Origin of the sequence: Yoonia vestfoldensis SKA53 (genome assembly GCF_000152785.1) — a bacterium.
GTDB classification, from domain to species: Bacteria; Pseudomonadota; Alphaproteobacteria; order Rhodobacterales; family Rhodobacteraceae; genus Yoonia; species Yoonia vestfoldensis_A.
On sequence record NZ_CH672414.1, the window covers coordinates 361,661 to 387,979 of the forward strand.

Genomic DNA, 26,319 nt, shown 5'->3' on the forward strand with positions numbered 1-26,319 from the left:
GAAAATGAAGGCGGATCATGCGGATTAACTGCCCCCATTGCGGCGAACGTGACCGGCGCGAATTTTATTATATGGGCGATGCCGTGGCGGTCACCCGCCCCGCACCTGATGCGGGGCCTGACGCCTGGGACGATTACCTGCACAACCGTGACAACCCCGCGGGCGACACACGCGACCTGTGGTATCACGAGGCGGGCTGTGGCGCGTGGATCGTTGTGGCGCGCAACACGCTGACCCATGCGGTTCACGGCGCAACGCTTGCGCAAAAGGCCGCATCATGAGGCTGCGCAACCCTGGCCAAACCGTAACCTTTAGCTTTGACGGCAAACCCGTGCAGGGCGTACCGGGCGAACCGGTCGCTGCCGCGCTGCTGGCCAGCGGGATCAGGCTGATGGGCCGGTCATTCAAATACCACCGCCCGCGCGGCGTGCTGACCGCCGGGTCCGAAGAACCCAATGCGCTGGTCACCGTAGGGCGCGGCGCGGCGCAGGACCCCAACCAGCGCGCAACCATGGTCGAAGTGTCCGAAGGGCTGGAGGTTTTCAGCCAGAACGCCTGGCCCAGCTTGCGCCATGACGCGCTGGCGGTGAACGACCTGCTGTCCCCGTTTCTGGGGGCGGGCTTCTATTACAAGACCTTCATGTGGCCCGCGTCGTTCTGGGAAAGGCTCTATGAGCCGGTGATCCGCCGCGCGGCGGGCCTTGGCCGGTTGAGTGGCAAGGCCAACGCCGACCTTTATGAAAAGGCCTTCGCCTTTTGTGATCTGCTGGTGATCGGAGCAGGGCCAGCGGGGCTGATGGCAGCGCTGACCGCAGGGCGGGCGGGCGTCGATGTGATCCTTGCCGATGAGGACAGCGCCATGGGCGGTCGCCTGCTGCGCGAGGTCGAGGATGTCGACGGCAGGCCCGCCGCCCTGTGGGTCGCAGATGTGCTGGCACAATTGCGCGCGCTGCCCAATGTGCGCCTGATGCCGCGCACGACCGTGACCGGCGCTTATGACCAAGGCACCTATGGCGCGCTGGAACGCATTGTGGGTGCGGACGCACCGGGTGAATGTTTCTGGCGGATCGTGGCCAAGCGGTCGGTGCTTTGTGCGGGCGCGCTGGAACGGTCCATCGCTTTTCCAGACAATGACCGGCCCGGCATCATGCTGGCGGGGGCGGTGCGGGCCTATGTCACCCGCTGGGGTGTGGCGCCCGGCCGGTCGGTCACGGTCTTTGGCAACAATGATGACGCACATCGCACCGCGCGCGATCTGGCGGCGGCGGGGATCAAGATCGCGGGGCTGATCGATGCCCGCGCTGATCTGGCCGTCAGCGCCGATTATCCGGTGTTCACGGGCGGCAGCGTCACGGCAACGGCTGGCAGGCTGGGTCTGACCAGCATCACCGTCACCCATCAGGGCGGCACGCGGGTGATCCAGACAGATTGTCTGGCTGTCTCTGGCGGCTGGAACCCGTCGGTGCATCTGACCTGTCACATGAACGGAAGGCCCCAGTGGCGCGAAGATATCGCAGCCTTTGTGCCGACGCCTGACGCGATCCCCGGCATGGCGGTGGCGGGGGCTTGTCACGGCGTCTTTGACACACAGGGTTGTCTGCGTGACGGGGCCGAGGTGGCCGCTGCCATCGCCCGCGACCTCGGGTTCGCACCCGAGGTGACGCTACCCGTGGCCGAGGCCCGCGCCTATGCCATCGCCCCCTTTTGGGAAACGCCCGGAAAGGGGCGCAAATGGGTCGACTTGCAGAATGATGTGACGACCAAGGATATCGCGATCTCTGCGCAGGAAAACATGCGCAGCGTTGAACATATGAAACGCTATACCACCCAAGGCATGGCGCCCGATCAGGGCAAATCGTCCAACGTGCTGGCGCTTGCTGTGTTGGCCGACCTGACCGGGCGCGGCATCCCCGAGACGGGAACGACGACGTTCCGCCCGCCTTTCGTGCCGGTCAGTATCGCCGCGATGGGCGCAGGCGGGCAGGGCAAGGGGTTTGCCCCGACGCGCCTGATGACATCGCATCACGCAAGCGTCGCGGCCCGCGCGCCGATGATCGAGGCGGGGCTGTGGTATCGCCCCAGCTATTTCCCGCTGGAGGGCGACGTCAGCTGGCGCCAATCCTGCGACCGTGAAGTGAATTATGTGCGCAATGTTGTTGGCGTTTGCGACGTGTCCACTTTGGGTAAGATCGACGTGCAGGGGCCTGATGCGGCGCCGCTTTTGGATTTTGTCTATACCAACCGCATGTCAACGTTGAAGGTCGGGCGCGTACGTTACGGGCTGATGTTGCGCGAGGATGGATTCGTCATGGATGACGGTACCGCCGCGCGTCTGGGGCCGGATCATTTTGTGATTACCACCACGACGGCCGCCGCGGGGCAGGTGATGCGCCACCTTGAATTCGCGCGACAGGTGCTGCGCCCCGATCTGGATGCGCGCATCGTGTCGGTGACGGATCACTGGGCGCAATTTGCCGTGGCCGGACCCCGCGCGCAGGTGCTTTTGAACACCGTGCTGGATGAGCAGATCACCGATGAGGATTGGCCGTTCATGGCCTGTGGTGCTGTAGGTATCGGCGGTGTGGCGGGCCGGCTGTTCCGGATCTCGTTTTCGGGCGAAACTGCCTATGAGATCGCGGTGCCCGCGCGTTACGGCGAAAGCCTGTTCCGGCAATTGGTCGCACAGGCGCGCACTTTGGGCGGTGGCCCTTACGGGTTAGAGGCGCTCAACGTCCTGCGCATCGAAAAGGGCCTGTTGACCCATGCGGAATTGCATGGGCGCACCACGGCGTACGATCTGGGGCTGGCGGGCATGGTGAGCGTGCAAAAGGATTGCATCGGGCAGGCTGCTGCCCGCCGCCCCGGTCTGGTTGATCCTATGCGCGAACGGCTGGTCGGTCTGCGCGCAGTGGAAGAGGGGCGGCGCCTGACCGCAGGCGCGCATCTGTTTGCCAAAGACGCCAAGGCCGTGACCGCCAATGATCAGGGCTATGTCACCTCGGCCTGTTATTCGCCGACGCTGGATTGTTATCTGGGTCTGGCGTTTGTGAAGAATGGTCCTGAAAGGTATGGCGAGGTGATCCGCATGGTCGACCATTTGCGCGGTGTGGATACATTGGCCGAGGTTTGCCATCCGGTGTTCTTCGACCCCGAAGGAGGACGCGCCCGTGGCTAGGTTGATCGCACTTGGGGCCTTTGGTGATCTGTTGCCGTTGCAGACAGGCGATGTGACTTGCACCGAGGTGATGCGCGAGACGCTGTTTTGCGTTGCCCCCTATCGTGGCCAGCACAAGGCGGTATCGGCGGCATTGAAAGCGCAGCTTGGCCTGAGCCTGCCTGCCGCCGGACGGCGGAAAATCGCGGGTGACGCGATCTGCCAATGGATCGGCCATGATGCATGGGTTGTCAGCGCGCCTGTCATGCTTGACGGGCTGGCGGCGGTCAGTGATCAATCCGACGGCTATGCCGCGCTGGATGTAGCGGGGGCAGGGGTCGAGGCGGTGCTGGCGCGGCTGATCCCGCTTGATCTGCGCAGTACCACGTTCAAGGTTAACCATACCGCCCGCAGCCTGCTGGGCCATGTGCCTGTCAGCATCACCCGCACAGGCGCGCAGGCGTTCGAGGTGATGGTGATGCGATCAATGGCGGCGTCATTGGTGCATGATCTGCAGGTAGCCATGAGCGGGCTGGCGCGGCGCGGATCGGCCTGACGCTGCACGCCAGACCGAGGCCTGCGGCGGGGATATTTTTGCTCGGAAGATGCAAACGCCTTTTCGGGTGATAGCAGCCCTTGGAAAGCAGGGGCAAAAGGCGGATACTATACGCATGAGCCTGCCACCCGGATTTTTGGACGAATTACGCAACCGGCTGTCGCTTGGACAGGTCGTCGGGCGCAAAGTCATGTGGGATGCCCGCAAATCCAACCCCGGCAAGGGCGATCTTTGGGCGCCGTGCCCGTTCCATCAAGAGAAAAGTGCCAGTTTCCACGTCGATGATCGCAAAGGGTATTATTACTGCTTTGGCTGCCATGCCAAGGGTGATGCGATTTCATTCGTGCGCGAGACCGAGAATGTCGATTTCATGGAAGCGGTGAAGATTCTCGCGGGTGAGGCGGGAATGCCGATGCCTGAACGCGACCCCGCCGCCCAGCAAAAGGCAGATCTGCGCGGCCAGCTGGTCGAGGTGATGGAAAAGGTCATCAAATGGCACCGCCTGCAATTGCAGACAGCGGCAGCGACCGAGGCGCGCGATTATCTGGCACGGCGCGGCCTAAGCCCCGAGGCGCAGGCGCGTTGGGATATCGGCTTTGCACCTGCGCAGGGCGGGGCGCTGGCGCATCTGAGCGCACAGGGGGTGGACGCCAAGCTGGTAATCGCCGCGGGCATCGCCGCCGAAAGTGACCGGGGTGGCGCGCCTTATGACCGGTTTCGCGGGCGGATCATCTTTCCGATCCGCGATGCGCGGGGGCGCGCTATCGGCATGGGGGGCCGCGCGATGGACCCCAATGCGCCCGCGAAATATTACAATTCGCCCGAAACGCCGCTGTTCGACAAGGGCCGCAGCCTGTTCAACCATGGCCCCGCGCGCGAGGCGGCGGGCAAGGGCAAGCCATTGATCGTGGCCGAAGGCTATATGGATGTGATCGCGTTGGCAGAGGCGGGGTTTACCGCGACGGTGGCCCCCCTTGGCACCGCGATTACCGAGGATCAATTGCGCCTGCTCTGGCGGATTGCCCCCGAACCGATCATCGCGCTGGATGGTGATACCGCCGGTCTGCGTGCCGCGATGCGCTTGATCGATATCGCGCTGCCGCTGTTGGAATCGGGGCAAAGCTTGCGTTTCGCGCTGATGCCGCCGGGGCTGGACCCTGATGATGTGATCAAGACGCAAGGCGCGGGGGCGATGCAAAAACTGCTCGATGCCGCGATCCCGATGGTACAGCTGTTGTGGCAGCGCGAGACCGAAGGCAAGAATTTCGACAGCCCCGAACGCAAGGCCGCATTGGACAAGGCGCTGCGTGACAAGATCAAGTTGATCGCCGATCCATCGATTCGCAGCCATTACGGCGAGGCGATCAAAGAGATGCGCTGGGCCTTGTTCAGCACCCGCCGTCCCGCCGCGCCCAGGGCCCAAGGCGGGACATGGTCGCGCAATGCCGATCCGTGGAAACGCGCGATCAGTCCTGTGGCTACGGCGCGCAATTCCATGCTGGGGGCGGGGGCCGTCAGCCAAGAACATCTGCGCGAGGCGGTTATTCTGGCCACGATGATCGTCGCCCCCAGTGTAGCGGTAGAGTTTGGCGATGCGCTGGAACGCATTGATTGCCGCGATCCGGCGCATCGTGACCTGCAGGCCGCGATTTTGCGCCATCTTGGAAATGCCGATCTGGAAACCATTATTTCGGCTGATCTGGGCGCAGATGCCCTTGAAAAGCTGTTGACGCAAAGCCATGTCGCAATCAGCCCCGCAGTGCGCCGCAAAGGCGAGGCCGAGGTTGCGCGCCTGTGCCTCGCCGAAGAATTCGCCAAGCTGACCGCCCGACGCGGCCATGCCCGCGAAATCGAAGATGCGGTCGAGGACCTTGGCGGGCTGGCCGATGAGGGGCTGACATGGCGGCTGGCGCAGGCCAGTGCGGCGGTAGACAAGGCCGGTCGCGGCGATAACGAGGACCGCGCCGAATATGCGGTTGGCCCCAACGGGGCGCGAATGAAGAAGGACGAGCGCAGTGCATTGGACCAATTGCTCGACCAGATCAATTTTGCCAAAGGACAGGACCGGCCTAGGTCATGACATGGCAACAGAACTGAAAAACACGCGGTCGACTGCTTGCGGTTCACGCCGATGCAGGGTTGATTCGGGAATGACCGAATCAGCCGAATCACCCTGGCTGCGTAACGACGACTTGGAAGGGTCCCTTTGATGGCTGCGAAAGACACCGATGATCGCAAGGACAACGACCAGGATGGGGATATCAGTCTTGATATGAGCCAGGCCGCGGTCAAGCGAATGATCGCCGATGCCCGCGAACGCGGCTATATTACATATGACCAGCTGAACGCGGTCCTGCCACCCGAACAGGTGTCGTCCGACCAGATCGAAGACGTGATGTCGATGTTGTCCGAAATGGGCATTCAGGTCACAGAAGAAGAAGAATCAGAAGAAAGCGATGATGGCGCCGGCGGCACCGACATTGCCACCGTATCTGGGTCGCGCGATGTGACCATCGGCGGGGCCGAGGCGGAAAAGCTGGACCGCACCGATGACCCCGTGCGCATGTACCTGCGCGAAATGGGATCGGTCGAGCTTTTGTCACGCGAAGGCGAGATCGCCATCGCCAAGCGGATCGAGGCTGGCCGCAACACGATGATTCTGGGCCTGTGCGAAAGCCCGCTGACCTTTCAGGCGATCACCATCTGGCGCGATGAATTGCTGTCAGAGGACATTCTGCTGCGCGACGTGATCGACCTTGAAACCACCTTTGGCAACCAATTGGGCGAGGAGGGCGAGGTTGAAACTGTCGTCACCGCTGCCTCTGTGTCCGACACCAAGGAGGATGGCGGCAGCGAGTTGGATGCTGACGGCAACCCAATCAGCAAGGACGATGACGACGACGATGACGATCAGGCCAATATGTCGCTGGCCGCAATGGAAGCCGCGCTGAAGCCGCGCGTGCTCGAAACGCTGGAAATCATCGCGCGCGGCTTTGCCGATCTGTCCGACATGCAGGACGCGCGGATGTCCGCGACCTTGAACGAAGATTCGTCGTTTTCGGTCAAAGAAGAAGAACGCTATCAGACGCTGCGCTCCGAAATCGTGGTGCTGGTCAATTCGCTGCACCTGCACAACAACCGGATCGAGGCGCTGATCGACCAATTGTATGGCATCAACCGCCGGATCATGTCGATCGACAGCGCCATGGTGAAACTGGCCGATCAGGCCCGCATCAACCGCCGTGAATTCATTGACGAATATCGCGGGCGCGAATTGGACCCGAACTGGCTGGAACAGATGGCCGAGAAATCAGGCCGCGGCTGGCAGGCCTTGGTCGAAAAATCGACCGACAAGATCGAAGAATTGCGCAATGATATGGCGCAGGTCGGGCAATATGTCGGCGTCGATATCACCGAATTCCGCCGTATCGTCCAGCAGGTCCAAAAAGGTGAAAAAGAAGCGCGGCAGGCCAAGAAAGAAATGGTCGAGGCGAACCTGCGTCTGGTGATTTCCATCGCCAAGAAATACACGAACCGTGGCCTGCAATTCCTTGATCTTATTCAAGAAGGTAATATCGGCCTGATGAAGGCCGTCGATAAATTCGAATATCGCCGTGGCTATAAATTCAGCACCTATGCGACATGGTGGATCAGGCAGGCGATCACGCGCTCTATCGCGGATCAGGCCCGCACGATCCGGATTCCGGTGCATATGATCGAGACGATCAACAAGCTGGTCCGCACGGGCCGCCAGATGCTGCATGAAATCGGCCGTGAACCCACGCCAGAGGAATTGGCCGAAAAGCTGCAAATGCCGCTCGAAAAGGTCCGCAAGGTGATGAAGATCGCCAAGGAGCCGATCTCGCTCGAAACGCCGATTGGCGATGAGGAAGACAGCCAGCTTGGCGATTTCATCGAGGACAAAAACGCGATCCTGCCGCTGGACAGCGCCATTCAGGAAAACCTGAAGGAAACCACGACCCGCGTGCTGGCCTCGCTTACGCCGCGCGAAGAACGTGTGCTGCGTATGCGTTTTGGCATCGGGATGAACACGGATCACACGCTCGAAGAAGTTGGCCAGCAGTTCAGCGTCACCCGCGAACGCATCCGCCAGATCGAGGCTAAGGCGCTGCGCAAGCTCAAGCACCCCAGCCGGTCACGCAAATTGCGGTCGTTCCTCGACCAGTGATCCGGTCAGGCCTGCCCAGTCGGTTGCATCGGCTGGGCGGTGCTTGCCCCAGCCGCATGTCTGGCGCCGCAGCCGGTAATCTGGCCCAGTGAAATTGCAGATCCAGCGATCACGTCAGGCTTTGGTTTGACGCGACAAGGCGTCGAGACATCTGCCGGCAACAGCATGGCGGTTTGCTGGCTGCCCGCTTATCACCTGCCTGTCTCATGCTGTATCTAGCGGTCTAAAATCCCCCCTACCCAAAACCAAGGCGGGTTCTTATAGTGGCTGTGGATAAGTGGGGTCTTGCCCCAACACATAGACCCAAAGGACCCCCTTATGCGTTGCCCTTTTTGCGGAAATGTCGATACTCAGGTCAAGGATTCCCGTCCCGCCGAGGACCATGTCGCGATCCGGCGCAGGCGGTTTTGTCCGGCCTGTGGCGGGCGGTTCACGACCTATGAACGCGTGCAATTGCGTGATCTTGTGGTGATCAAATCCAATGGGCGGCGCGAGGATTTCGACCGCCAGAAGCTGGAACGCTCGATCCGGATCGCGCTACAAAAACGCCCTGTTGAACCAGAACGGATGGATCAGATGATCAGCGGCATCGTGCGCAGGCTGGAAAGCCTGGGCGATACCGACATCCCGTCTGGCACGATTGGCGAGATCGTGATGGAAAGCCTCGCACGGATCGATACGGTCGCCTATGTGCGCTTCGCCAGCGTTTACAAGAATTTTCAGGCGGCGGATGATTTCGATAAATTCGTCAGCGAATTGCGCCCGCACGCAGCCAAAGAAGACGAGTGACCGACGCCCGCTACATGGCTCTCGCGCTGCAACTGGGGCGGCGCGGGATGGGCCGTGTCTGGCCCAATCCGGCTGTTGGCTGCGTGATCGTCAACCATGGCCGCATCGTCGGGCGTGGCTGGACACAGGATGGCGGGCGTCCGCATGCCGAAACTGTCGCCTTGGCGCAAGCCGGGCCGGATGCATGCGGCGCAACTGTCTATGTCACGTTGGAACCCTGTGCGCATCATGGCCAGACGCCGCCCTGCGCCGCGGCGCTGATTGCCGCGGGTGTGGCGCGGGTCGTCGTGGCGCTCGGTGATCCCGATGCGCGGGTTGCGGGGCGCGGCATTGCGCTGTTGGAACAGGCAGGGATCGCGGTGGAAACGGGGCTGCTGGCCGATCAGGCGCGCGCCGATCATGCGGGGTTTTTGTCGCGGATCACGGCCGCGCGGCCTTTCGTGACGTTGAAGCTGGCGGGCACGCTGGATGGCCGGATCGCCACCGCCAGCGGCGAAAGCCAATGGATCACCGGAACAGAGGCCCGCCGCGCGGTGCATATGATGCGCGCGCGCCATGATGCGGTGCTGGTGGGCGCAGGGACCGTGCGTGCCGATGATCCCGCGCTGAGCGTGCGCGGTCTTGGCATCCCCCGCCAGCCTGTGCGTATCGTCGTATCGCGTGCCGTGAAACTGCCGCTGACCAGCCAATTGGCGCAAACCGCGCGCCAATCGCCGGTCTGGATCTGCCACGGGGCGGAGGCCGATGTGGCCGATTGGCTGGCGCTGGGCGCTGTCAGCCTGCCCTGTGCGGTGCGCGCAGGACAGGTCGAACCAGAGGCGATGATGCAGGCGCTCGCAAGCGCAGGGATCACGCGGGTGTTTTGCGAAGGCGGCGGGATGTTGGCCGCCTCATTGCTGGGCGCAGGGCTGGTCGATGATCTGGTGGTGATGACTGCGGGCTGTGCGATCGGGGCTGAAGGCACGCCTGCGCTGGCCGCGATGGGAATCGGGCGGCTGGCGGATGCGCCGCGCTTTGCCTTGCATGATCTGGCGCGTCTGGGCGATGATGTCATGACGCATTGGCGGCGGGTCTAGGGTTGCACGGGGCGCTGCCCCGTACCCCGGAGTATTTTTGGAAAAGAGAAGTTAGCGCCACAAAGGCGCTGCGCTGGCGAACAGCCCTTGCAGTTTTGCTGTGGCGCGGTTGAGGCGCGTGGCGGGCGGGATATCGCCATGGGTGAGCCTGTCCACGATCACCTCGACCGGGCAGGGCAGGCCGCTGACCGGATCGCGGTAGCGCGGATAGGCAATCAGCGCGGCGTGAACAAGCGCCGTGAGGTCCAGTGTTTTGTTGCGCCGTGACAGTGGCATCGTGCGGTCATCGGTCAGCCCCCAGCCGGCATAGAACGGCATCCCCAGACAGCTGACCGGGCGGTCGTGCAAGAGCGCCTCGAACCCCAGGAGCGAGGTCATGGTCCAGACGCAATCGCAGGCCTGAATGGCGGCGATCGGGTCAGCATCTTCTAGCACCAGATCGGCCCAGTCGCGTGCGTTGGATATATGGCCGGGCCGCAGATTTGCGCGCACGTCGGGGTGCGGTTTGTAGATGATCACGGCGGCGGGGTTTGCTGCGCGCACCGCTTGCAGCAGTGCGGCGTTGCTGCGCACGGCACCCGCGCCCAGCCGGATGCTGGCGTCGTCCTCGACCTGCCCCGGCACAAGGATGCGCCGCCCTTTGGGCAGGTCGGGCAGGGGTGTGCCCTGCAGATTATATTTTGACAGGCCCGCCGCCCTGATCCGCTTGATCAGCGCCGCTGCGCGGTCGCGGGCGGTGGCGGGGAGCGTGGTTGATCCGGCGATCAGCGCCTCGAGCCTGCTGGGGCGGGTTGCGTCGTAATAGATGCCCAGATCGTCCAGCACCAAGGACAAGGGCGCCACCAGATCGGCACCCAGCCCGCGCGAGCGCACAAAACCATCCTCGACCAGCACCGCGTCGCGCGCATCCGTGCTGGCCCAGCGCATCAGGCGGCGGTTGGTTTGTTCGGCCTGCGGTGCCGCCTTGGCCCCGCGCGCAAACCTGACCTGCGCGTATTGGCCGAAGAACTGCTGCAAGGGGCTGCGTTTCCACAGCCGCATGTCGGCCGCGACCCAGCCCTGGTGGTCGTCACGCCAGGCGCGGGTCAGCGCCGACTGGGTGGCTGTCGCTTCCTCGAAGCTGCACAGCCGGTCGTGATAGGGGTCGTACCATGTCGGGTAAAGGATCATCGCGCCCGCGAAAAGCTGCGCCCGCGTCAGGCGGCGTTGGCGGCGTGGCAACGGTTTGCGGTCATCGCTGAGCCCCCAGCCCGCATAGAAGGGTTGGCCGAAGACCACGGGTTTGTGGCCAGCCAAGATCGCCTCGAACCCAAGTTGCGACGTGACGGTGTAGACCGCGACCGCGCCTGCCAGCAGCGCCCATGGCGAGACGGGGGCGGCACACAGGCTGATCCGGTCGCTGGTATCGGCAGCGGTGAAATAGCCCGCCTTGTCGCCGGTCATGGTTTCGGGATGGGTTTTGATCACGATCCTTTGGCTGGGATGTTCGGTTTGGGCGAAAAACAGCATTTCGCGGAACGTGTTGCTGTCGGCACCGCTGGCGGTGATTGACGCATCCATGCGGGTCTGGTCGATGACCAGCACATAGCCGGCATCTGGCACGGGCGTCGCGGGATCAAAACAGCTGTATTTCGATAGATGTTCGGCCTGCAAGGCGCTGATCCCCGCCTTGGCACGGTTCAGCAGGACGGTATCGTCCAGCGGATCATGCGCAAGAATCATTTCCAGATCGGACGGGGTGGCGGGGTCAAAATGCACGCCGCGCCGGTCGATGTTCAACCCGATCGGCAGATCACCGGACCGTCCGGGCCGGACCGAGCGCAGAAAACTGTCCTCGACCCGGATCAGCCCCGCACCTTTGTGCCGCGCCACAGCCTCGCCCCTTGGGGCGGTGGGGCTTTGGCCCCAGACGCCGACATTGTCTTGGGGTCCGGGCGCGCCGAGCCGGATGTCGAAGCCTGCCAGCGTCAGGATGCGCCGGATGCGGGGCTGGGTCAGGAAACCGCCCGAATAGACATAAAGGTTCTGGCGCGGTTCGTCTGGCATTGCGGCAGGCTAGGCCACGCGCTGTATCTTGGCCAGCGCGGCGGTTTGCAGATCGTGCGCCTGATCATTGCCGCAAGGTGCGGCATAGGGACCCGCTTCGGCCAGCATCATCGGGACGACATGCCGGATCAGGTTGCGCCGGCCCTTGGCGGAATAGAACCCGCCGGGTACCTGACTGGTTTGCAACAGGAATTTCCGGAAATCGTGATAGGCTTGGGTGTCGGGGGGGCATGGGGCGGCGAAAAAGGCGGGCAGCGGTTAGTCGGACACGAATTGCGGCTTGTCATAGACCGCTGCGCCGAAAATCCGCAATGGGATCCCGCGCCATAGCACCTGCTGGCCCGCGGTAGAATTGACCGTCACCGCCGAGAGTGCGGAATCGAGCAATCGCGCCAGTTTGCCACCGCGCACAAAATGCACGCGATGCGCGATACCCTGCGCTGTTGCTGCCTGCCGGATCAGGCGGCGCAGCGGTTTGCGCCCGTTTTCCAGCGGATGCGTCTTGAAGACAAGATGATGGCCCGCCGGTGCGCCTTTGGCAAAACCGGCGATGACTACGTCGATAAAGCTTTCCATGTCGCGGAACGGTGAATGAATCTGAAAGCTTGAGTCATGCTCCAGTTGCAGCAGCGCCATGTGATAGGGATAGCCGCCCGCCTTGATCCGCAAGGTGGCCAGCCCGCGCAGCAGCGCCATAATCGGCATCATCAGCAGACGGCCTGTGTAAAGCTGCGCCTCGGTGCGCACCGGCAGGGCGCGATGCGGGCGGAATTGCGGATAACTTGCGTTTCGGAACATCACGAACCAATGATAGAGCGCGCCGTAAAAGATATGCTGGCGCATGTCGCCCCAATGGGACGGCGGCGTCGGCTGGTCTTGCCCCGGCTGTGCCAGATGCGCGCGCATGTCAGCGATGCTGAGGCTGCGTAGCTGCGAATGTCCGTTGCTGCCGCCGCGTTCATAGGTCACCCAATAGGGGCGCAGATAGCCTTCTTCAAAGACATGGATGCGCAGACCGGTGGCGCGGGCCTGGCGCACCGCCTCGGCATGGATCGGGCGGGTGTCGCCGTAAAGGACGATATCGGTGATCTGTTTGTCGCGCAGGGTGTCGGCCAATGCGCTGGGCCATGCGTCAGGATTGTCGCGAAACGGCAGATAGCCGGGGCTGCGCCACCAGAAAGCCGCATCGCCCGCGTTGAACCCGACGCGCCAGACATCGGCCCCTGATGTGCGCAGGGCCGCCGCGATCTGGCGAAAGAACGGGCCATGCGGCCCCTGCAGGAAAAGGAAGCGGCGTTGGGAACTCATAACACTGAACTGACTGAACAAACTAAACGCCAGCTTAACACGGCAATTCTGGCGGTAATGCGGCAAGCCGCCTGCTTGCCTGCACGCCTGCAAGCCGCTAGGTCAGGGGCAAGCGGAAAGGAAAGCGCATGTTCACAGGAATTGTCACCGATATCGGGCGGGTGCTGGCATTGGACCAGCAGGGCGATCTGCGCGCGCGGATCGGCACTGGCTATGACGTGGCAGGGATCGACATCGGGGCGTCGATTGCTTGTAATGGGGTCTGCCTGACGGTGATCGCATTGGGCCGTGATCCGCAGAACTGGTTCGACGTGCAGATTTCGGCGGAAACCGTGGGGGCCACAAATGTCAGTGGCTGGACGGTCGGCAAAAGGCTGAACCTTGAACGTGCGCTGAAGGTGGGCGACGAATTGGGCGGGCATATTGTGTCAGGCCATGTCGATGGTGTGGCCGAGGTGGTGGCGATGCGCGATGAAGGCGACAGCACCCGCGTCACATTCCGCGCGCCAGAGGCGCTGGCGCGGTTCATCGCGCCCAAAGGGTCGGTGGCGCTGGATGGCACATCGCTGACCGTGAACGAGGTTGCGGGCCGCGATTTCGGGATCAATTTCATCCCCCATACCAAGACCGCCACGACATGGGGTGATGTTGCGGTGGGTGATTTGATCAATATCGAGATTGATACGATGGCCCGCTATGTCGCGCGGTTGCAGGATTACGCCTGATCACGCGGCCCTGTAGGGCTGTGGCGTTTTTCGCGTAAGGTGGGTCAAGACCCACGCTGCGACCTGCGCCCCTTTTCAAACCGTGGATGCTGGGCTATCTGGCAGGCAACCAAGCTGCGGGGTCGCATATGTCCATCACTTTCGAAACACCGGGTCCGGTTGAACAGGACTGGTCCGATGCGATCAGCAAGATCGAGGATATCATCGACGACGCCCGCAATGGCCGGATGTTCATCCTTGTCGATCACGAGGACCGTGAGAACGAAGGCGATCTGGTGATCCCCGCGCAGATGGCCACACCTGACGCGATCAATTTCATGGCCAAGCACGGGCGTGGGCTTATCTGTCTGTCGCTGCCCGGCAGCCGGATCGACGCTCTGGGCCTGCCTTTGATGGCGTCCAACAATTCATCGCGCCATGAAACAGCCTTTACCGTCAGCATCGAAGCGCGCGAAGGCGTCAGCACCGGCATTTCAGCGGCCGACCGTGCACGCACCGTGTCGGTGGCGATCGACGCGGCCAAGGGCGCGGCCGATATCGCCACGCCGGGCCATGTGTTCCCGCTGCGCGCGCGCGACGGCGGTGTGCTTGTCCGTGCAGGCCATACCGAGGCTGCTGTCGATATCAGCCGTCTGGCGGGGCTAAACCCGTCGGGCGTGATCTGCGAGATCATGAAAGAAGACGGCGAAATGGCGCGTCTGCCCGATCTTGTCGCCTTTGCGCAATTGCACGGGCTGAAGATCGGCACGATCAGCGATCTGATCGCCTATCGCCGCCGCCACGACAATCTGGTCGTGTTGCGCGACAGCCAGACCATCACATCCGAGTTCGGCGGTGACTGGGAGATGCGGATTTTCGTCGATGAAACTCAAGGTGCCGAACATATCGCGCTGATCAAGGGTGATATCACCACGCCTGACCCTGTGCTGGTACGGATGCATGCGCTGGACCCGATGCTGGATGTTGTCGGTGTCGGCCCCAAGGGGCGGCGCAACGAATTCGGCGATGCCATGCAGCTGATCGCCGATGAAGGGCGTGGCGCGCTGGTCTTGCTGCGCGACCTGCAGATGAAACTTGATCCAAGCGAAGAGGCGACACCCCAGACCCTGCGCCAATACGGCCTTGGCGCGCAGATCCTGTCGGCGCTGGGCCTGCACGACATCACGCTGCTGACCAATTCACCCAAGCCGCGGGTCGTGGGGCTTGATGCTTACGGTCTCGAAATCGTCGGCACGCGCAAAATTTCGGAGATTGGCTGATGGCCGGACCCTCACACCATATCCTGCCGTTGCCAGAGTTTGACAAGCCGGTGAAGATCCTGATCGCCGCCTCGCCCTATTACAAGGATATCAGCGACCACCAGATCGCCGGAGCCTTGGCCGAGATTGCAAAGGCCGGTGCCAGCCATGAGATCGTGCATGTCCCCGGTGCGCTGGAAATTCCCACCGCCATCGGCATTGCCGCACGGATGAGCGATTTTGACGGCTATGTCGCGCTTGGCTGTGTGATCCGGGGCGAGACAACGCATTACGACACCGTCTGCAACGACAGCAGCCGCGCGCTGCAATTGTTGGGACTGCAGGGCCTGTGTATCGGCAACGGCATCCTGACCGTGGAAAACTATGCCCAGGCGGTCGTGCGTGCGGATGCAGCACAGATGAACAAAGGCGGCGGTGCTGCTGCGGCGGCGTTGCATCTGGTGGCGCTGGCGCGCAAATGGGGCAAAGCTGAAAAAGGCGTGGGCTTTACCCGCGACATCCTGATGACAGGTCATACAACCGCATGACGATTTCCAATAACCAGCGCCGCAAGATGAAATCCGCTGCACGGTTTTACGCCGTGCAGGCCCTTTTCCAGATGGAAGCCACTGGCCAGACCGTCGAAGGCATCGTGCGCGAATTCGAAGACCACCGTTTCGGCGAGATCATCGACGATGTCGAACTGGTCGAAGGCGATGTCGATACCTTTCGGCGCATGATGGACCGCGCCGTCGATCTGCAGGCCAGCATCGACCAGATGACCGACCGCGCATTGGTAGAGAAATGGCCGATCGCGCGGATCGACCCGACGTGGCGTGCCCTATTTCGCGCGGCAGGGGCAGAATTGTTGGACAAGGACACGCCGCCCAAGGTCGTGATCAGCGAATTTGTCGCCGTTGCCGAGGCGTTTTCGCATGACGGCAAGGAACCGAAATTCGTCAATGCCGTGCTGGACCATATGGCCCGTCAGGCGCAGCCAGAGGCGTTCTGAGCCTGCCCGCGACCGCCGGGTTAGGGTTTTGGATGTGCGGCGCTTGCGGCGGCATCCGGACCAACATGATCCCGATGCCGCGCGTCAAAGCACAGCGTCAAAGCCAATCCGTCTTTAGCGCCTCTGGCCCAGCGACTGGTCTGGGATGATCGGTTGCAGGCCAGTGGCCTGCGCAAAGACTTGCTCGGTTTGCTCTTTCAACCAACCCGCCGAGACGCCGAAATCGAAATCTCCGTCAAAGCCCAAATCAAGGCCGACATAGGTATCATCGTCCAAATGTGCCGCACCGATGGTGGCACGCCAGGACTGGCTGATCAGCATGTAATCCAGACCAACCGATGCCACGTTGCTGTCACGCTCGTTGTCCGAAAACACGCGAACACCGACACCCGTATCGACCTTTTGCTGGCCATAGCTGATCGACAGGCCAAACCCGATGGTCGGGTCCGCCTGCACGGGTGCCGCGGCGATGATCAGCGCGGCACAGGCCGCGCCTGTGGCCTTGGTGTAGCGCGACAGATATCCGGTTCGTCTTTGCATGATACTCATTCCCTTGTTTCACTGGTAAATTGCAACATCGCGATGGCGTTGCATGCGCTACTCAGATGATTCTGAAATCTGTCTATTATGAGGCTGCTCGCCGGTTTTAATATGAATCAAAGGTTAAGGTTATCGCAGTCGCGGTTTGGCTGCGCGGCAGGGCCAGACGCGAGGGCGGTTTGCACGAATGCGTGCCCGCGACAAAGCGATACCTTGTATTCCTTGGCCCATGGCTTAGCTTTTGATCATGGGGGACGATGACATGACACATGACGATGAGCCGGATCTGATGCGGCTATACCTGCGCCACTGCGCGGTGGGATTCGTGGTTGCCGCAGGATTTGTCGCGCTGTTGCTGTGGCATGACGTGGCGCGGCTTGGCACCCTGGTCGCCAATTCCGATATCGGCTGGCTCGCCGTGTTCCTGCTGTGGTTTTTTCACGGCACCGTTTTCGGCAGCGTGCAATTCGCTATTTCGATCATGCTGGACGCGCAGGATGACGATGACGACGACCAGTCAGGCGGTCAATTGATCCCGATCCGCGTGACCGCCGGGTCGCGGCGCGGGCGTTAGGCGACGGGCACCACATCTGCCGTAGCGGTAGCTAATCCCGAGGACCTGTTTTTACAGGTGGGCGCCAGGTAGACTGACCAGGGCCAGAACAGAGCCAGCTCCCTCGGAGTTGCTTAAGGCCACTGGATTTGTACCGATGGTATACATGCAGCGCAGAAACCCGTCTGCCCCACAGTTAGGGCGCAACACTGGGTTCCACAAGTGGGATGATCTTATTCTTCGATATCGCCGCGCAGCAACCAGCCATCGCGGCCCACCAGCGACGCAGGCGCATAGCCCAGCAATAACCGCTCGGCCAGACCAATGGTCAACAGCGCCATGCAGATTTCGAAAAAGGTGACACTGGCAATCAACGACATTTCAGTCTTCCTTTCGTGACCAGAACAAATGTCGCTGGAAAACCTGATCAAATCGTAAAGATGGCGGGATGTCCGGCGCAGAGCTTCGCGCGGTACCCGCCAATCGCATCGCGACGGATTGCAATTTGTTCACCTATTGTTCAGTATCCCGCCATGTCTTCTGGCTTTGTATCCCCCGCCTTGCAGCCTGGCCAGCGCCTGGCCCGTGGTGTGTGCCGCCATCTGCGTGGCCATGATTTCGTCAGCGTCGAAGAACTGGTGCCGATACCGGGGCTGCGCGTCGATGTCATGGCGCTGGGGCCGAAAGGCGAAATCTGGGTGATCGAATGCAAATCCAGCCGCGCCGATTTTCAGACCGACCGCAAATGGCAGGGCTATCTGGACTGGTGCGACCGGTTTTTCTGGGCGGTAGATGCCGCGTTTCCGCTGGATTTGCTGCCTGATGATACCGGGCTGATCATTGCCGACAGCTATGATGCCGAAATCCTGCGGATGGGGCCGGACCGGCCGTTGCCACCCGCACGGCGCAAGATGCTGACGCAGAAATTCGCGCGCCATGCCGCGATCCGCGCGCAGATGGCGCGCGATCCGGGCTTTGTCAGCGCTTTTTGACGGCGCGTGCGGCTTGGGCTGCGGCGCGGATCTCGTCGGCGATTTCCTCGGCCTCTTCGGGTTCGAAATCCATCGGGATCTCTGTGTCGCCGGCCTCGATGAAAATGCGCACCATGCCCAGTTCGGTCGGGCCGATCTGCATATTGGCCTCGATATCGCGTTCGCTGTTGATACCCATGATCTGTTCCTTACTGTCTTTTGCCTGCCTACAGCGCTGCGCGATCGCTTGGCAAGTGCCGCGCGCGAAAAGCCGTGACTAGCCCTTGCAATCATGCGGTCATGCAGCTAAATCCGGCGCCAGTGCCGCGTTAGCTCAGTTGGTTAGAGCGCTTGATTGTGGATCAAGAGGTCGCTGGTTCGAGACCAGCAGGTGGTACCACCCCCTTTTCAGCCCGCAGATGATGACGGAGAACTTGATGGGGCCGACCCTGATCACATTCACGATTGCCCAAAACCCGCCGCCACGGCTGGACAAGGCGCTTGGCCGCGACGTGCCGAATGATGCCGCGCTCAGCCGGTCGCGTCTGGCGCGGCTGATCGCGGATGGCGCTGTGGCCGTGGACGGGCAGGTGGTCACCGACCCGCGTTTTCGCATCGCTGAGGGCGCGCAAGTCGCCGTCACCGTCGCCGTCGCTGTCGAAAGCCATATCGAAGCGCAGGATATCACGCTGGATGTGGTGTTTGAGGATGACGACCTGATCGTCATCAACAAACCCGCCGGCATGGTCGTGCATCCCGCCCCCGGCACGGCGGATGGCACATTGGTCAACGCGCTGATCCACCATTGCGGCGACAGCCTGTCGGGCGTGGGCGGCCTCAAACGCCCCGGCATCGTCCACCGGATCGACAAGGACACGTCGGGCCTGCTGGTCGTGGCAAAATCCGACCGCGCGCATCATCATCTGGCCGATCAATTCGCCGATCACACGGTGGAACGGCGCTATATTGCTGTCTGCTATGGCGTGCCAGAGGCCAATGACCCCCGCCTGCGCGGCATCAAGGGCACGTCCTTTGAACCCGGCAACATTCTGAAAATCCAGACCCAGCTGGGCCGGCACCGCACCGACAGGCAGCGGCAGGCGGTGTCCTTTACCGCCGGGCGGCATGCGGTGACACGGGTCCGAATCCTTGCCGCTTTGGGCGCGATGCCTGTCGCGGCGCTGGTCGAATGCTGGCTGGAAACTGGCCGCACGCATCAGATCCGCGTGCATCTGGCCCATTGCGGCCATGCGCTGATCGGTGATCCGACCTATGGCAGCCGGCGCAAGATGTCGCCCAAAGCATTGGGCGAGGCCGGCGTCGCCGCCGTCGCTGCCTTTCCGCGTCAGGCGCTGCATGCCGCGACCTTGGGTTTCGTACATCCGGTGACCGAAGAATTCCTCGAATTTTCAGCACCTTTGCCTGCGGATATGCAAGCATTGCTGGCGGCAATGGGCGCGCCGGTCTGAAATACGCTATCCCATCTGCGTGAGCGCACACAAAGGCCACTCGCAAAACTGAACTGAATGGTTCATATTGTGTTGACCAGAAGTAAAGACCGAGACTTGAAAATGGCCGCAGCGCGACCATATCTATGTTAAGCCTTTATACATAATGGAGGGCACGACAGTGAGCGACTATAAAAATCTTCCCGCACCAACCCCTGAAGGTGGATTGAACCGCTATATGCAGGAAATCCGCAAGTTCCCGATGCTGGAACCCGAAGAAGAATACATGCTGGCCAAACGCTGGGTGGACCACGAAGACACCGAAGCCGCGCATAAGATGGTGACATCGCACCTGCGACTGGCTGCCAAAATCGCCATGGGCTATCGCGGCTACGGCCTGCCGCAGGCCGAGGTGATATCGGAGGCGAATGTGGGCCTGATGCAGGCGGTCAAACGGTTCGACCCCGAAAAGGGTTTCCGCCTGGCGACTTATGCGATGTGGTGGATCCGCGCCTCGATCCAGGAATATATCCTGCGGTCCTGGTCGCTGGTGAAAATGGGCACGACATCGGCGCAGAAGAAACTGTTTTTCAACCTGCGCAAGGCAAAGAACCGCATTGGCGCGCTGGAAGAAGGCGATTTGCGCCCCGAGAACGTCAAACAGATCGCCAATGATCTGGGCGTGACCGAGGACGAGGTGATCTCGATGAACCGCCGCCTGTCGGGGGGCGATGCCTCGCTGAACGCGCAGATCGGCTCAGACGGTGAAGGGTCGATGCAATGGCAGGACTGGCTCGAAGACGACAGCGCCAATACCGCCGCCGATTACGAGGAACATGACGAACTCGACGCCCGCCGTGCCCTGTTGGTCGAAGCCATGACCTTGCTGAACCCGCGTGAAAAGGATATTCTGGTGCAGCGCCGTCTGGCCGAAGAAACCGTCACCCTCGAAGATCTGAGCGCGCGCTACGAGGTCAGCCGCGAACGGATCCGCCAGATCGAAGTGCGGGCGTTTGAAAAGCTGCAATCGCGCATGACCCAGCTGGCGCGCGAAAAAGGCATGCTGGAAAGCGCCTGAACTTTTCCGCGACCCGTCGTCCCTGTGATCCCCGTCGGAGCCTCCGGCGGGGATATTTTTTCTCGGAAGATGGGAAAGGGGAATGGCAGCGACCGGATGATAGCGCTAGCATTCTCAAAAGGGAGATGACCATGACACCAATCCGCTGGGGCATTCTGGGTGCCGCCGATTTCGCCCGCCGTTTCATGGGCCCTGCCATCCATGCCGCCAAAGGAGCCGAGCTTTACGCGCTGGCCACATCCAGCCCCGCCAAGGCGGCACATTTCGCGGATTTCGCGCCGCACGTCATTGTGCATGACAGCTATGATGCGCTCTTGGCCGATCCGGCTGTTGATGCGGTCTATATCCCGCTGCCCAACCATCTGCATGTGGATTGGTCGCTCAAGGCGTTGGCCGCTGGCAAACACGTGTTGTGCGAAAAACCCATGGGGCTGGCGGCGGCGGATTACGACCGGCTGATCGCTGCGCGCGATGCGGCGGGGCTGCTTGCAGCAGAGGCGTTCATGATCGTGCATCACCCCCAATTTGCGCGCGCGCGCGCTCTTTATGCCCAAGGCGCGATTGGCAAGCTGATGCATGTCGATGCAACCTTTACCTATAATAACGCGGATGATGTGACCAATATCCGCAACCGGCCCGAAACCGCAGGCGGCGCGCTGCGCGACATTGGCGTTTACACCTTTGGGGCCGCCCGTTTCGTGACAGGACAGGAACCCGATGCGATCACCTACGCCGATTTGCGGCTGGAAAATGATGTCGATGTCTTCGCGCAGATCGCTGCGCGTTTTCCCGATTTTACCTATTCCGCCATTGTCTCGATGCGGATGCATCCGCGCCAGCAAATCACCTTTCACGGTGACAAGGGTATTTTGCGCCTGACCTGTCCATTCAACGCCAATGTCTTCGACATGGCGCAATTGACACTGGAAACTGACGGGACCAGCACCATCAGCGAACGCTGGCCTGGCGTGAACCATTATATCGTGCAAGTCGAAAACTTCGGCCATACGCTGCGCGGCACGGCCCGCTATCCTTGCGCGCTGGAATTCTCACGCGGTACGCAGGCAATGATGGACATGGTCTTTACGGCGGGCGCGCGGCGTTAACCACGCGCCACCCAACTTCTTATTTCCAAAAATACTCCCCCGCCGGAGGCGCTGGCGTTACAGCGCCTCCAACTCGTCGATCATGCTTTCGATCAGCGCCAGCCCCTTGTCCCAGAATGCAGGGTCCGAGGCATCCAGCCCGAACGGGGCCAGCAAGTCCTTGTGATGCTTGGACCCACCCGCGCGCAGCATTGCGAAATACTTGTCGCGGAAATCGGCATCGCCTTCTTCGAATACCGCATAAAGCGCATTCACCAACCCGTCGCCAAACGCATAGGCATAGACGTAAAACGGCGAATGCACGAAATGCGGGATATAGGCCCAGAAGGTTTCATAGCCATCCGCGAAATCGAACACCGGCCCCAGACTTTCGGCCTGCACCGACATCCACAGCGCGTTGATATCCTCGGGCGTCAGTTCACCCTCGGCACGGGCCGCATGCAGCTTGCATTCGAAATCATAAAACGCGATCTGGCGCACCACGGTGTTGATCATATCCTCGACCTTGCCCGCCAGCAGCACCTTGCGGTCCTGTGGCGTTTTGGCCGTGTCGCGCAATTGCCGGAATGTCAGCATCTCGCCAAAGACCGACGCCGTTTCCGCAAGCGTCAGCGGGGTGGATGACAGCAATTCGCCCTGTTCGGCCGCCAGTACCTGATGCACGCCATGCCCCAGCTCATGCGCCAATGTCATCACATCACGCGGTTTGCCAAGGTAGTTCAGCATCACATAAGGATGCACCGGCGTCACCGTGGGATGCGCAAAGGCACCGGGCGCCTTGCCGGGTTTTGTCGCGGCATCAATCCAGCCTTTGTCGAAAAACCGGCCCGCGATTTCGGCCATGCGCGGATCGAAACCGGCATAGGCGGTCAGCACGGTGTCGCGCGCCTCTTCCCAGCCGATCACGCGGGTCTGGTCCATCGGCAAAGGCGCGTTGCGGTCCCAGACCTGCATCCTGTCCAGCCCCAGCCATTTGGCCTTCAGCGCATAGTACCGGTGCGACAGGCGCGGATAGGCGGCAACGACGGCGTTGCGCAGAGCCTCGACCACTTCGGGTTCGACATGGTTGGCCAGATGGCGCGCGGCCTGCGGGCTGGGCATCTTGCGCCAGCGGTCGTGGATTTCCTTTTCCTTGGCCAGCGTGTTGTGGACACGGGCAAAGATCTTGATGTTCTCACGGAAAACCGCCGTCAGCGCATGGGTCGCAGCCTCGCGTTTGGCGCGGTCAGGGTCGGTCAAAAGGTTCAATGTGCCTTCAAGGCTCAGCACATCGCCGTCCACGACGAATTCAAGCCCTGCCATGGTTTCATCGAACAGCCTGTTCCACGCGGCAGCCCCGACGGTGGATTGGTCATGCAGGAATTTTTCCAGCTCGTCGGACAATTGATGCGGCTTCATCGCGCGCATCCGGTCGAATACGGGTTTATAGCGCGCCAGATCGGCATTGGCGGCCAAAAGACCCGCCAGATGCGTATCGTCCAAACGGTTGAACTCCAGCCCGTAAAACACCAGCGGCGTGGTGAAACGGGTGATCCTGTCCTGACAATCGGCCATGAACTTGGCGCGATCGCTGTCGGTGGTGATCTGGTAATAGCGCAGGCCCGCAAATGACATGATCCGCCCTGCAATCACGTCGATCTGTTCATAGCGTTGCACCGCGCCCAGCAAACCCGCCGCGTCCAGCGATGCAAGCTTGCCTTCATAATCGGCGGCAAAGGCTGCGCATTCGGTTTCCAGCCATGCCATGTCGCGGGTGATTTCGGGGCTGTCCGGGCTGGGATAAAGGTCGGTCAGGTCCCATTCGGGCAGATCGCCAAAGCTGTTTTTTCCAGACGTATTGGCATCATAGACGGGGTTTTGCATGGCGCGGCTTTCATTGCTGTTTAACCCATTACTTAGAGTGTCGCACTGGCGCAGGGAACCCTGTCAGCCGTAAAGCCGCAGCATTTCGCGCAGATCGTCAAGCGTATTGGCCTCGGCCACGGGTTTGTCCTGCCGCCAGCGCAGCATCCGTGGAAACCGCAAGGCGACGCCGGATTTGTGCCGCGGGCTTGCGTTGATGCCTTCAAAGGCGATCTCGAACACATGGACGGCCGGCACCTGCCGGACGGGGCCGAATTTTTGCAATGTGTTCTTGCGCACCCAAGCAGTGATCTGGCGGAATTCGGCATCGGTCAGGCCGGAATAGGCTTTGGTGAAGGGGACCATTGCATCGCCATCGCGCACGGCAAAGGTGTAATCGGTGAACAGATTGGCCCGCCGCCCGCTGCCCGATTGCGCATAGATCATCACGGCATCAATGGTCAGCGGATCGACCTTCCATTTCCACCAATCACCTTTCTTGCGCCCTGCCAGATAGGGGCTGTCGTGGCGTTTGAGCATCAGCCCTTCGGCCCCCACATCCCGCGACTGGCTGCGTGCGGCGGCCAGATCGTCCCAGGTGCCAAACGTCACCTGCGGTGACAAGCGCAGCGGCGCGTTGGTTGAAACCCGCGCAACGAGCCTTGCCAAGGCCGCGCGTCTGTCTGCAAAGGGCAAGGCGCGGATGTCGCGCCCGTCGTGTTCCAGAAGGTCATAGGCCATCAGGATCACGGGCGCCTCGGTCAGCAATTTGCGCGGCACTGTTTTTCGCCCGATGCGTTTTTGCAAAGCGGCAAAGGGCAGGGGGGCATCGTCCGCAAAGGCCAGCACCTCACCGTCGATCACGGTGCCGTCGGGCAATGCATCGCAAAGCTGGGCAAGCTCGGGAAAGCGGTCTGTCATCAGGTCTTCGCCGCGCGACCACAGGTAATGGGTGCCGCCGCGCAGGATGAACTGCCCCCTGATCCCGTCCCATTTGCGTTCCGCCGACCAATCGGCGGGCGGGCCGAGGGTGGCGAGATCCTCCAACCCGTAAGCCAGATAGAACGGATAAGGGCGCGACGCGTCGGTGCCGGGATCATCCGCCTCGATCAGGCTGGCCCATGTGACGCTGTCGGGCGTCCAATTGCCCATCAGCTTATGGGTCAGTTCCGGTTCCGGCTGGCCCGTGGCCTGTGCCAGCGCGCGGGTCATCAGTTTGGCGCTGACCCCGATGCGCAAACCGCCCGTCAAGAGCTTGGTAAACAAAAACCGTTCCGCAGGCGGCAGCCGGTCCCATGCGGCGATGATGCCGGCCTTGCGCGCGTCATCATCCTGCATGCCCAGCGCGCGCAGATGCATGATCCAGTCGGTCAGGCTTGCGTCGCTGGTCGCGCGCGGCGCTGGCAGCACGAGTGCGATGGTTTCGGCCAGATCGCCCACGATGCTATAGCTTTCTTCGAACAGCCAGTCGGGCAGGCCTGCCACCTCTGCCGCCCAGAGGCGCAATTTGGAGGCTGTGATGACCCGCTTCGGCCTGCGTCCGGTGAACAGGGCTATGGTCCACAGTTTGTCACTGTCTGGCGCGGTGCGGAAATAATCGGCCAAGGCCGCGACCTTGGCGCTGGTCTTGGTGCTTTCGTCAAGCGCGCTGAACAGGGTGGCGAAGGCTTTCATGCCGCATCCTCGCCGCTGTCGAACCCTTCGCCTTGGTAATCGGTGCTGACGGTATGCGCGTCATGGCCCTGCTCGCGCAGCCATTGCTGAAAGGCGGTGGTATAGCCATGGGTGACAAAGATTTTCTCTGCCCCTGTCGCGGTGATCGCCGTGTTCAGCCCTGCCCAATCGGCATGGTCGGACACGATGAACCCCCGATCCGCCGCCCGTCTGCGCCGCACACCGCGCAAGGCCATCCAGCCACTGGCAAAGGCGGTCGAGGATGGCCCGAACCGCCGCGCCCAAGGCGTGCCAAGCGCGGCAGGCGTGGCCAGCACCAACGCACCGGGGTGGGATTTGGCGGTCATGGTGGTATCGACGCGGGTGGTGGCGGGCAGGGGGATGGCGATGCCGCGCAGCACGTCATTTGTGTTTTCCACCGCGCCATGTGTCAGGATCGGCCCGATGGCAGGGTCAAGCAGGCGCAAGAGCCTTTGCGCCTTGCCCAAGGCATAGGCCCCCAGGATCGCGGTCTTGCCTGCGGCGGCACTTTCGGCCCACCAGCGGTTGATCTGGTCGCGCAGCACATCCTGCGGCGTCCAGTTGAAAATCGGCAGCCCGAAGGTGCATTCGGTGATGAAGGCGTGGCAGGGGACGGGGGCGAAGGGTTCGGACAGCCCGTCGTCTACAATCTTGTAATCGCCCGAGACGACCCAGACCTGCCCTTTGACCGCTACCCTGATCTGCGCCGATCCCGGCACATGGCCTGCGGGGTGCAAAGACACCACTGCATCCCCGATGCGCAGGGCGCTGTCATAGGCAATCGTCTGCACCGCGATATCGCCCAGCCGGTGCCGCATCACGGCGGCGGTGGTAGGGGTGGCCAGATAGCTGTCCATCCCCCAGCGGGCGTGATCGCTATGCGCATGGGTGATCAGCGCCCGTGGCACGCGGCGCCAGGGGTCGATGTAGAAATCGCCCGCGGGGCAGTAGATCCCGCTCTCGGTGAAGGTCAGCACATCCGCCATGATGCAT

At 61.9% G+C, this 26,319-nt stretch carries 23 protein-coding genes, 1 tRNA gene and 1 pseudogene; 17 read left to right on the top strand and 8 right to left on the bottom strand.

Going from position 1 to position 26,319, the window contains the following annotated elements; translation table 11 throughout:
• Positions 1–17: 17 nt before the first annotated feature.
• From SKA53_RS01885 to ribD, 7 genes are all read left to right on the top strand, one after another.
• On the top strand, positions 18–281 hold the full coding sequence (locus SKA53_RS01885) for a sarcosine oxidase subunit delta (RefSeq protein ID WP_007204343.1): 264 nt from the start codon (positions 18–20) through the stop codon (positions 279–281).
• Positions 278–3,175, top strand: a complete 2,898-nt coding sequence (locus SKA53_RS01890; protein WP_007204344.1) for a sarcosine oxidase subunit alpha family protein — start codon at positions 278–280, stop codon at positions 3,173–3,175. The genes SKA53_RS01885 and SKA53_RS01890 overlap by 4 nt, the downstream gene beginning before the upstream one ends.
• Positions 3,168–3,710 (top strand): sarcosine oxidase subunit gamma, encoded by a 543-nt coding sequence (locus SKA53_RS01895; protein ID WP_110549001.1) that lies wholly within the window; start codon positions 3,168–3,170, stop codon positions 3,708–3,710. The genes SKA53_RS01890 and SKA53_RS01895 overlap by 8 nt, the downstream gene beginning before the upstream one ends.
• A 115-nt stretch (positions 3,711–3,825) precedes the next feature.
• Positions 3,826–5,790: a DNA primase gene (gene dnaG, locus SKA53_RS01900; RefSeq protein WP_007204346.1), complete on the top strand. Its 1,965-nt coding sequence runs from the start codon at positions 3,826–3,828 to the stop codon at positions 5,788–5,790.
• 129 nt (positions 5,791–5,919) lie between these two features.
• Positions 5,920–7,899 carry an RNA polymerase sigma factor RpoD gene (gene rpoD, locus SKA53_RS01905; protein ID WP_007204347.1) on the top strand — a complete coding sequence of 660 codons (1,980 nt, stop codon included), beginning with the start codon at positions 5,920–5,922 and terminating at the stop codon, positions 7,897–7,899.
• Between the two features lie 318 nt (positions 7,900–8,217).
• Positions 8,218–8,688 (top strand): transcriptional regulator NrdR, encoded by a 471-nt coding sequence (nrdR, locus tag SKA53_RS01910; protein WP_007204348.1) that lies wholly within the window; start codon positions 8,218–8,220, stop codon positions 8,686–8,688.
• Entirely contained in the window at positions 8,685–9,764 is a 1,080-nt protein-coding gene (gene ribD / locus SKA53_RS01915) for a bifunctional diaminohydroxyphosphoribosylaminopyrimidine deaminase/5-amino-6-(5-phosphoribosylamino)uracil reductase RibD (RefSeq protein WP_007204349.1), read from the top strand. Before nrdR ends, ribD begins: the two co-directional genes overlap by 4 nt.
• Positions 9,765–9,815: 51 nt before the next feature.
• Here ribD and SKA53_RS01920 read toward each other — a convergent pair whose 3' ends face one another.
• A complete protein-coding gene (locus tag SKA53_RS01920) occupies positions 9,816–11,810 on the bottom strand; it encodes a capsular polysaccharide biosynthesis protein (RefSeq protein WP_007204350.1) in 1,995 nt (664 codons plus the stop codon).
• A gap of 9 nt (positions 11,811–11,819) precedes the next feature.
• A pseudogene (locus SKA53_RS01925) lies at positions 11,820–13,118 on the bottom strand (capsule biosynthesis protein).
• A gap of 128 nt (positions 13,119–13,246) precedes the next feature.
• Between SKA53_RS01925 and SKA53_RS01930 the strand changes: the two are divergent.
• From SKA53_RS01930 to nusB, 4 genes are all read left to right on the top strand, one after another.
• Complete coding sequence (locus SKA53_RS01930; protein ID WP_007204353.1) at positions 13,247–13,843, top strand: riboflavin synthase; 597 nt, start codon at positions 13,247–13,249, stop codon at positions 13,841–13,843.
• A gap of 128 nt (positions 13,844–13,971) precedes the next feature.
• Positions 13,972–15,102: a 3,4-dihydroxy-2-butanone-4-phosphate synthase gene (gene ribB, locus SKA53_RS01935; protein ID WP_207327907.1), complete on the top strand. Its 1,131-nt coding sequence runs from the start codon at positions 13,972–13,974 to the stop codon at positions 15,100–15,102.
• Positions 15,102–15,629, top strand: a complete 528-nt coding sequence (locus SKA53_RS01940) for a 6,7-dimethyl-8-ribityllumazine synthase (protein WP_007204355.1) — start codon at positions 15,102–15,104, stop codon at positions 15,627–15,629. The genes ribB and SKA53_RS01940 overlap by 1 nt, the downstream gene beginning before the upstream one ends.
• Positions 15,626–16,093, top strand: a complete 468-nt coding sequence (gene nusB / locus SKA53_RS01945; protein ID WP_007204356.1) for a transcription antitermination factor NusB — start codon at positions 15,626–15,628, stop codon at positions 16,091–16,093. The genes SKA53_RS01940 and nusB overlap by 4 nt, the downstream gene beginning before the upstream one ends.
• 114 nt (positions 16,094–16,207) lie before the next feature.
• Here the strand turns inward: nusB and SKA53_RS01950 are convergent, their stop codons facing one another.
• Positions 16,208–16,633, bottom strand: coding sequence for a hypothetical protein (locus SKA53_RS01950; protein ID WP_050752652.1), 426 nt, complete (start codon positions 16,631–16,633; stop codon positions 16,208–16,210).
• A 262-nt stretch (positions 16,634–16,895) separates the two neighbouring features.
• Between SKA53_RS01950 and SKA53_RS01955 the strand changes: the two genes are divergently transcribed.
• Positions 16,896–17,207, top strand: a complete 312-nt coding sequence (locus SKA53_RS01955; RefSeq protein ID WP_040483062.1) for a hypothetical protein — start codon at positions 16,896–16,898, stop codon at positions 17,205–17,207.
• 212 nt (positions 17,208–17,419) lie between these two features.
• On the opposite strand, the gene SKA53_RS15475 is transcribed toward SKA53_RS01955, so the two are convergent.
• A complete protein-coding gene (locus SKA53_RS15475; RefSeq protein WP_007204359.1) occupies positions 17,420–17,566 on the bottom strand; it encodes a hypothetical protein in 147 nt (48 codons plus the stop codon).
• A 153-nt stretch (positions 17,567–17,719) separates the two neighbouring features.
• Here SKA53_RS15475 and SKA53_RS01960 point away from each other — a divergent pair, with 153 nt between their 5' ends.
• Entirely contained in the window at positions 17,720–18,178 is a 459-nt protein-coding gene (locus SKA53_RS01960; RefSeq protein ID WP_007204360.1) for an MmcB family DNA repair protein, read from the top strand.
• Here SKA53_RS01960 and SKA53_RS01965 read toward each other — a convergent pair.
• Positions 18,165–18,356: a DUF6324 family protein gene (locus SKA53_RS01965; RefSeq protein WP_007204361.1), complete on the bottom strand. Its 192-nt coding sequence runs from the start codon at positions 18,354–18,356 to the stop codon at positions 18,165–18,167. The genes SKA53_RS01960 and SKA53_RS01965 overlap by 14 nt on opposite strands.
• Positions 18,357–18,480: 124 nt before the next feature.
• Here SKA53_RS01965 and SKA53_RS01970 point away from each other — a divergent pair.
• The 4 genes from SKA53_RS01970 to SKA53_RS01985 all read left to right on the top strand — a co-directional run bounded on the left by SKA53_RS01970 (position 18,481) and on the right by SKA53_RS01985 (position 21,789).
• A tRNA-His gene (locus SKA53_RS01970) sits at positions 18,481–18,557 on the top strand.
• 19 nt (positions 18,558–18,576) lie between these two features.
• Positions 18,577–19,626, top strand: coding sequence for an RluA family pseudouridine synthase (locus SKA53_RS01975; protein ID WP_007204362.1), 1,050 nt, complete (start codon positions 18,577–18,579; stop codon positions 19,624–19,626).
• 160 nt (positions 19,627–19,786) lie between these two features.
• A complete protein-coding gene (gene rpoH, locus SKA53_RS01980) occupies positions 19,787–20,683 on the top strand; it encodes an RNA polymerase sigma factor RpoH (protein ID WP_040483064.1) in 897 nt (298 codons plus the stop codon).
• 131 nt (positions 20,684–20,814) lie between these two features.
• On the top strand, positions 20,815–21,789 hold the full coding sequence (locus tag SKA53_RS01985; protein WP_040483065.1) for a Gfo/Idh/MocA family protein: 975 nt from the start codon (positions 20,815–20,817) through the stop codon (positions 21,787–21,789).
• Positions 21,790–21,846: 57 nt separating this feature from the next.
• Here SKA53_RS01985 and SKA53_RS01990 read toward each other — a convergent pair whose 3' ends face one another.
• From SKA53_RS01990 to SKA53_RS02000, 3 genes are all read right to left on the bottom strand, one after another.
• The gene (locus SKA53_RS01990; protein WP_007204365.1) at positions 21,847–23,652 is read right to left on the bottom strand and encodes a M3 family oligoendopeptidase; all 1,806 of its coding nucleotides are present in this window, start codon (positions 23,650–23,652) and stop codon (positions 21,847–21,849) included.
• Positions 23,653–23,715: 63 nt separating this feature from the next.
• Positions 23,716–25,305 carry an ATP-dependent DNA ligase gene (locus tag SKA53_RS01995; protein WP_007204366.1) on the bottom strand — a complete coding sequence of 530 codons (1,590 nt, stop codon included), beginning with the start codon at positions 25,303–25,305 and terminating at the stop codon, positions 23,716–23,718.
• Positions 25,302–26,312, bottom strand: a complete 1,011-nt coding sequence (locus SKA53_RS02000) for a ligase-associated DNA damage response exonuclease (RefSeq protein ID WP_007204367.1) — start codon at positions 26,310–26,312, stop codon at positions 25,302–25,304. Before SKA53_RS02000 ends, SKA53_RS01995 begins: the two co-directional genes overlap by 4 nt.
• Positions 26,313–26,319: the final 7 nt, after the last annotated feature.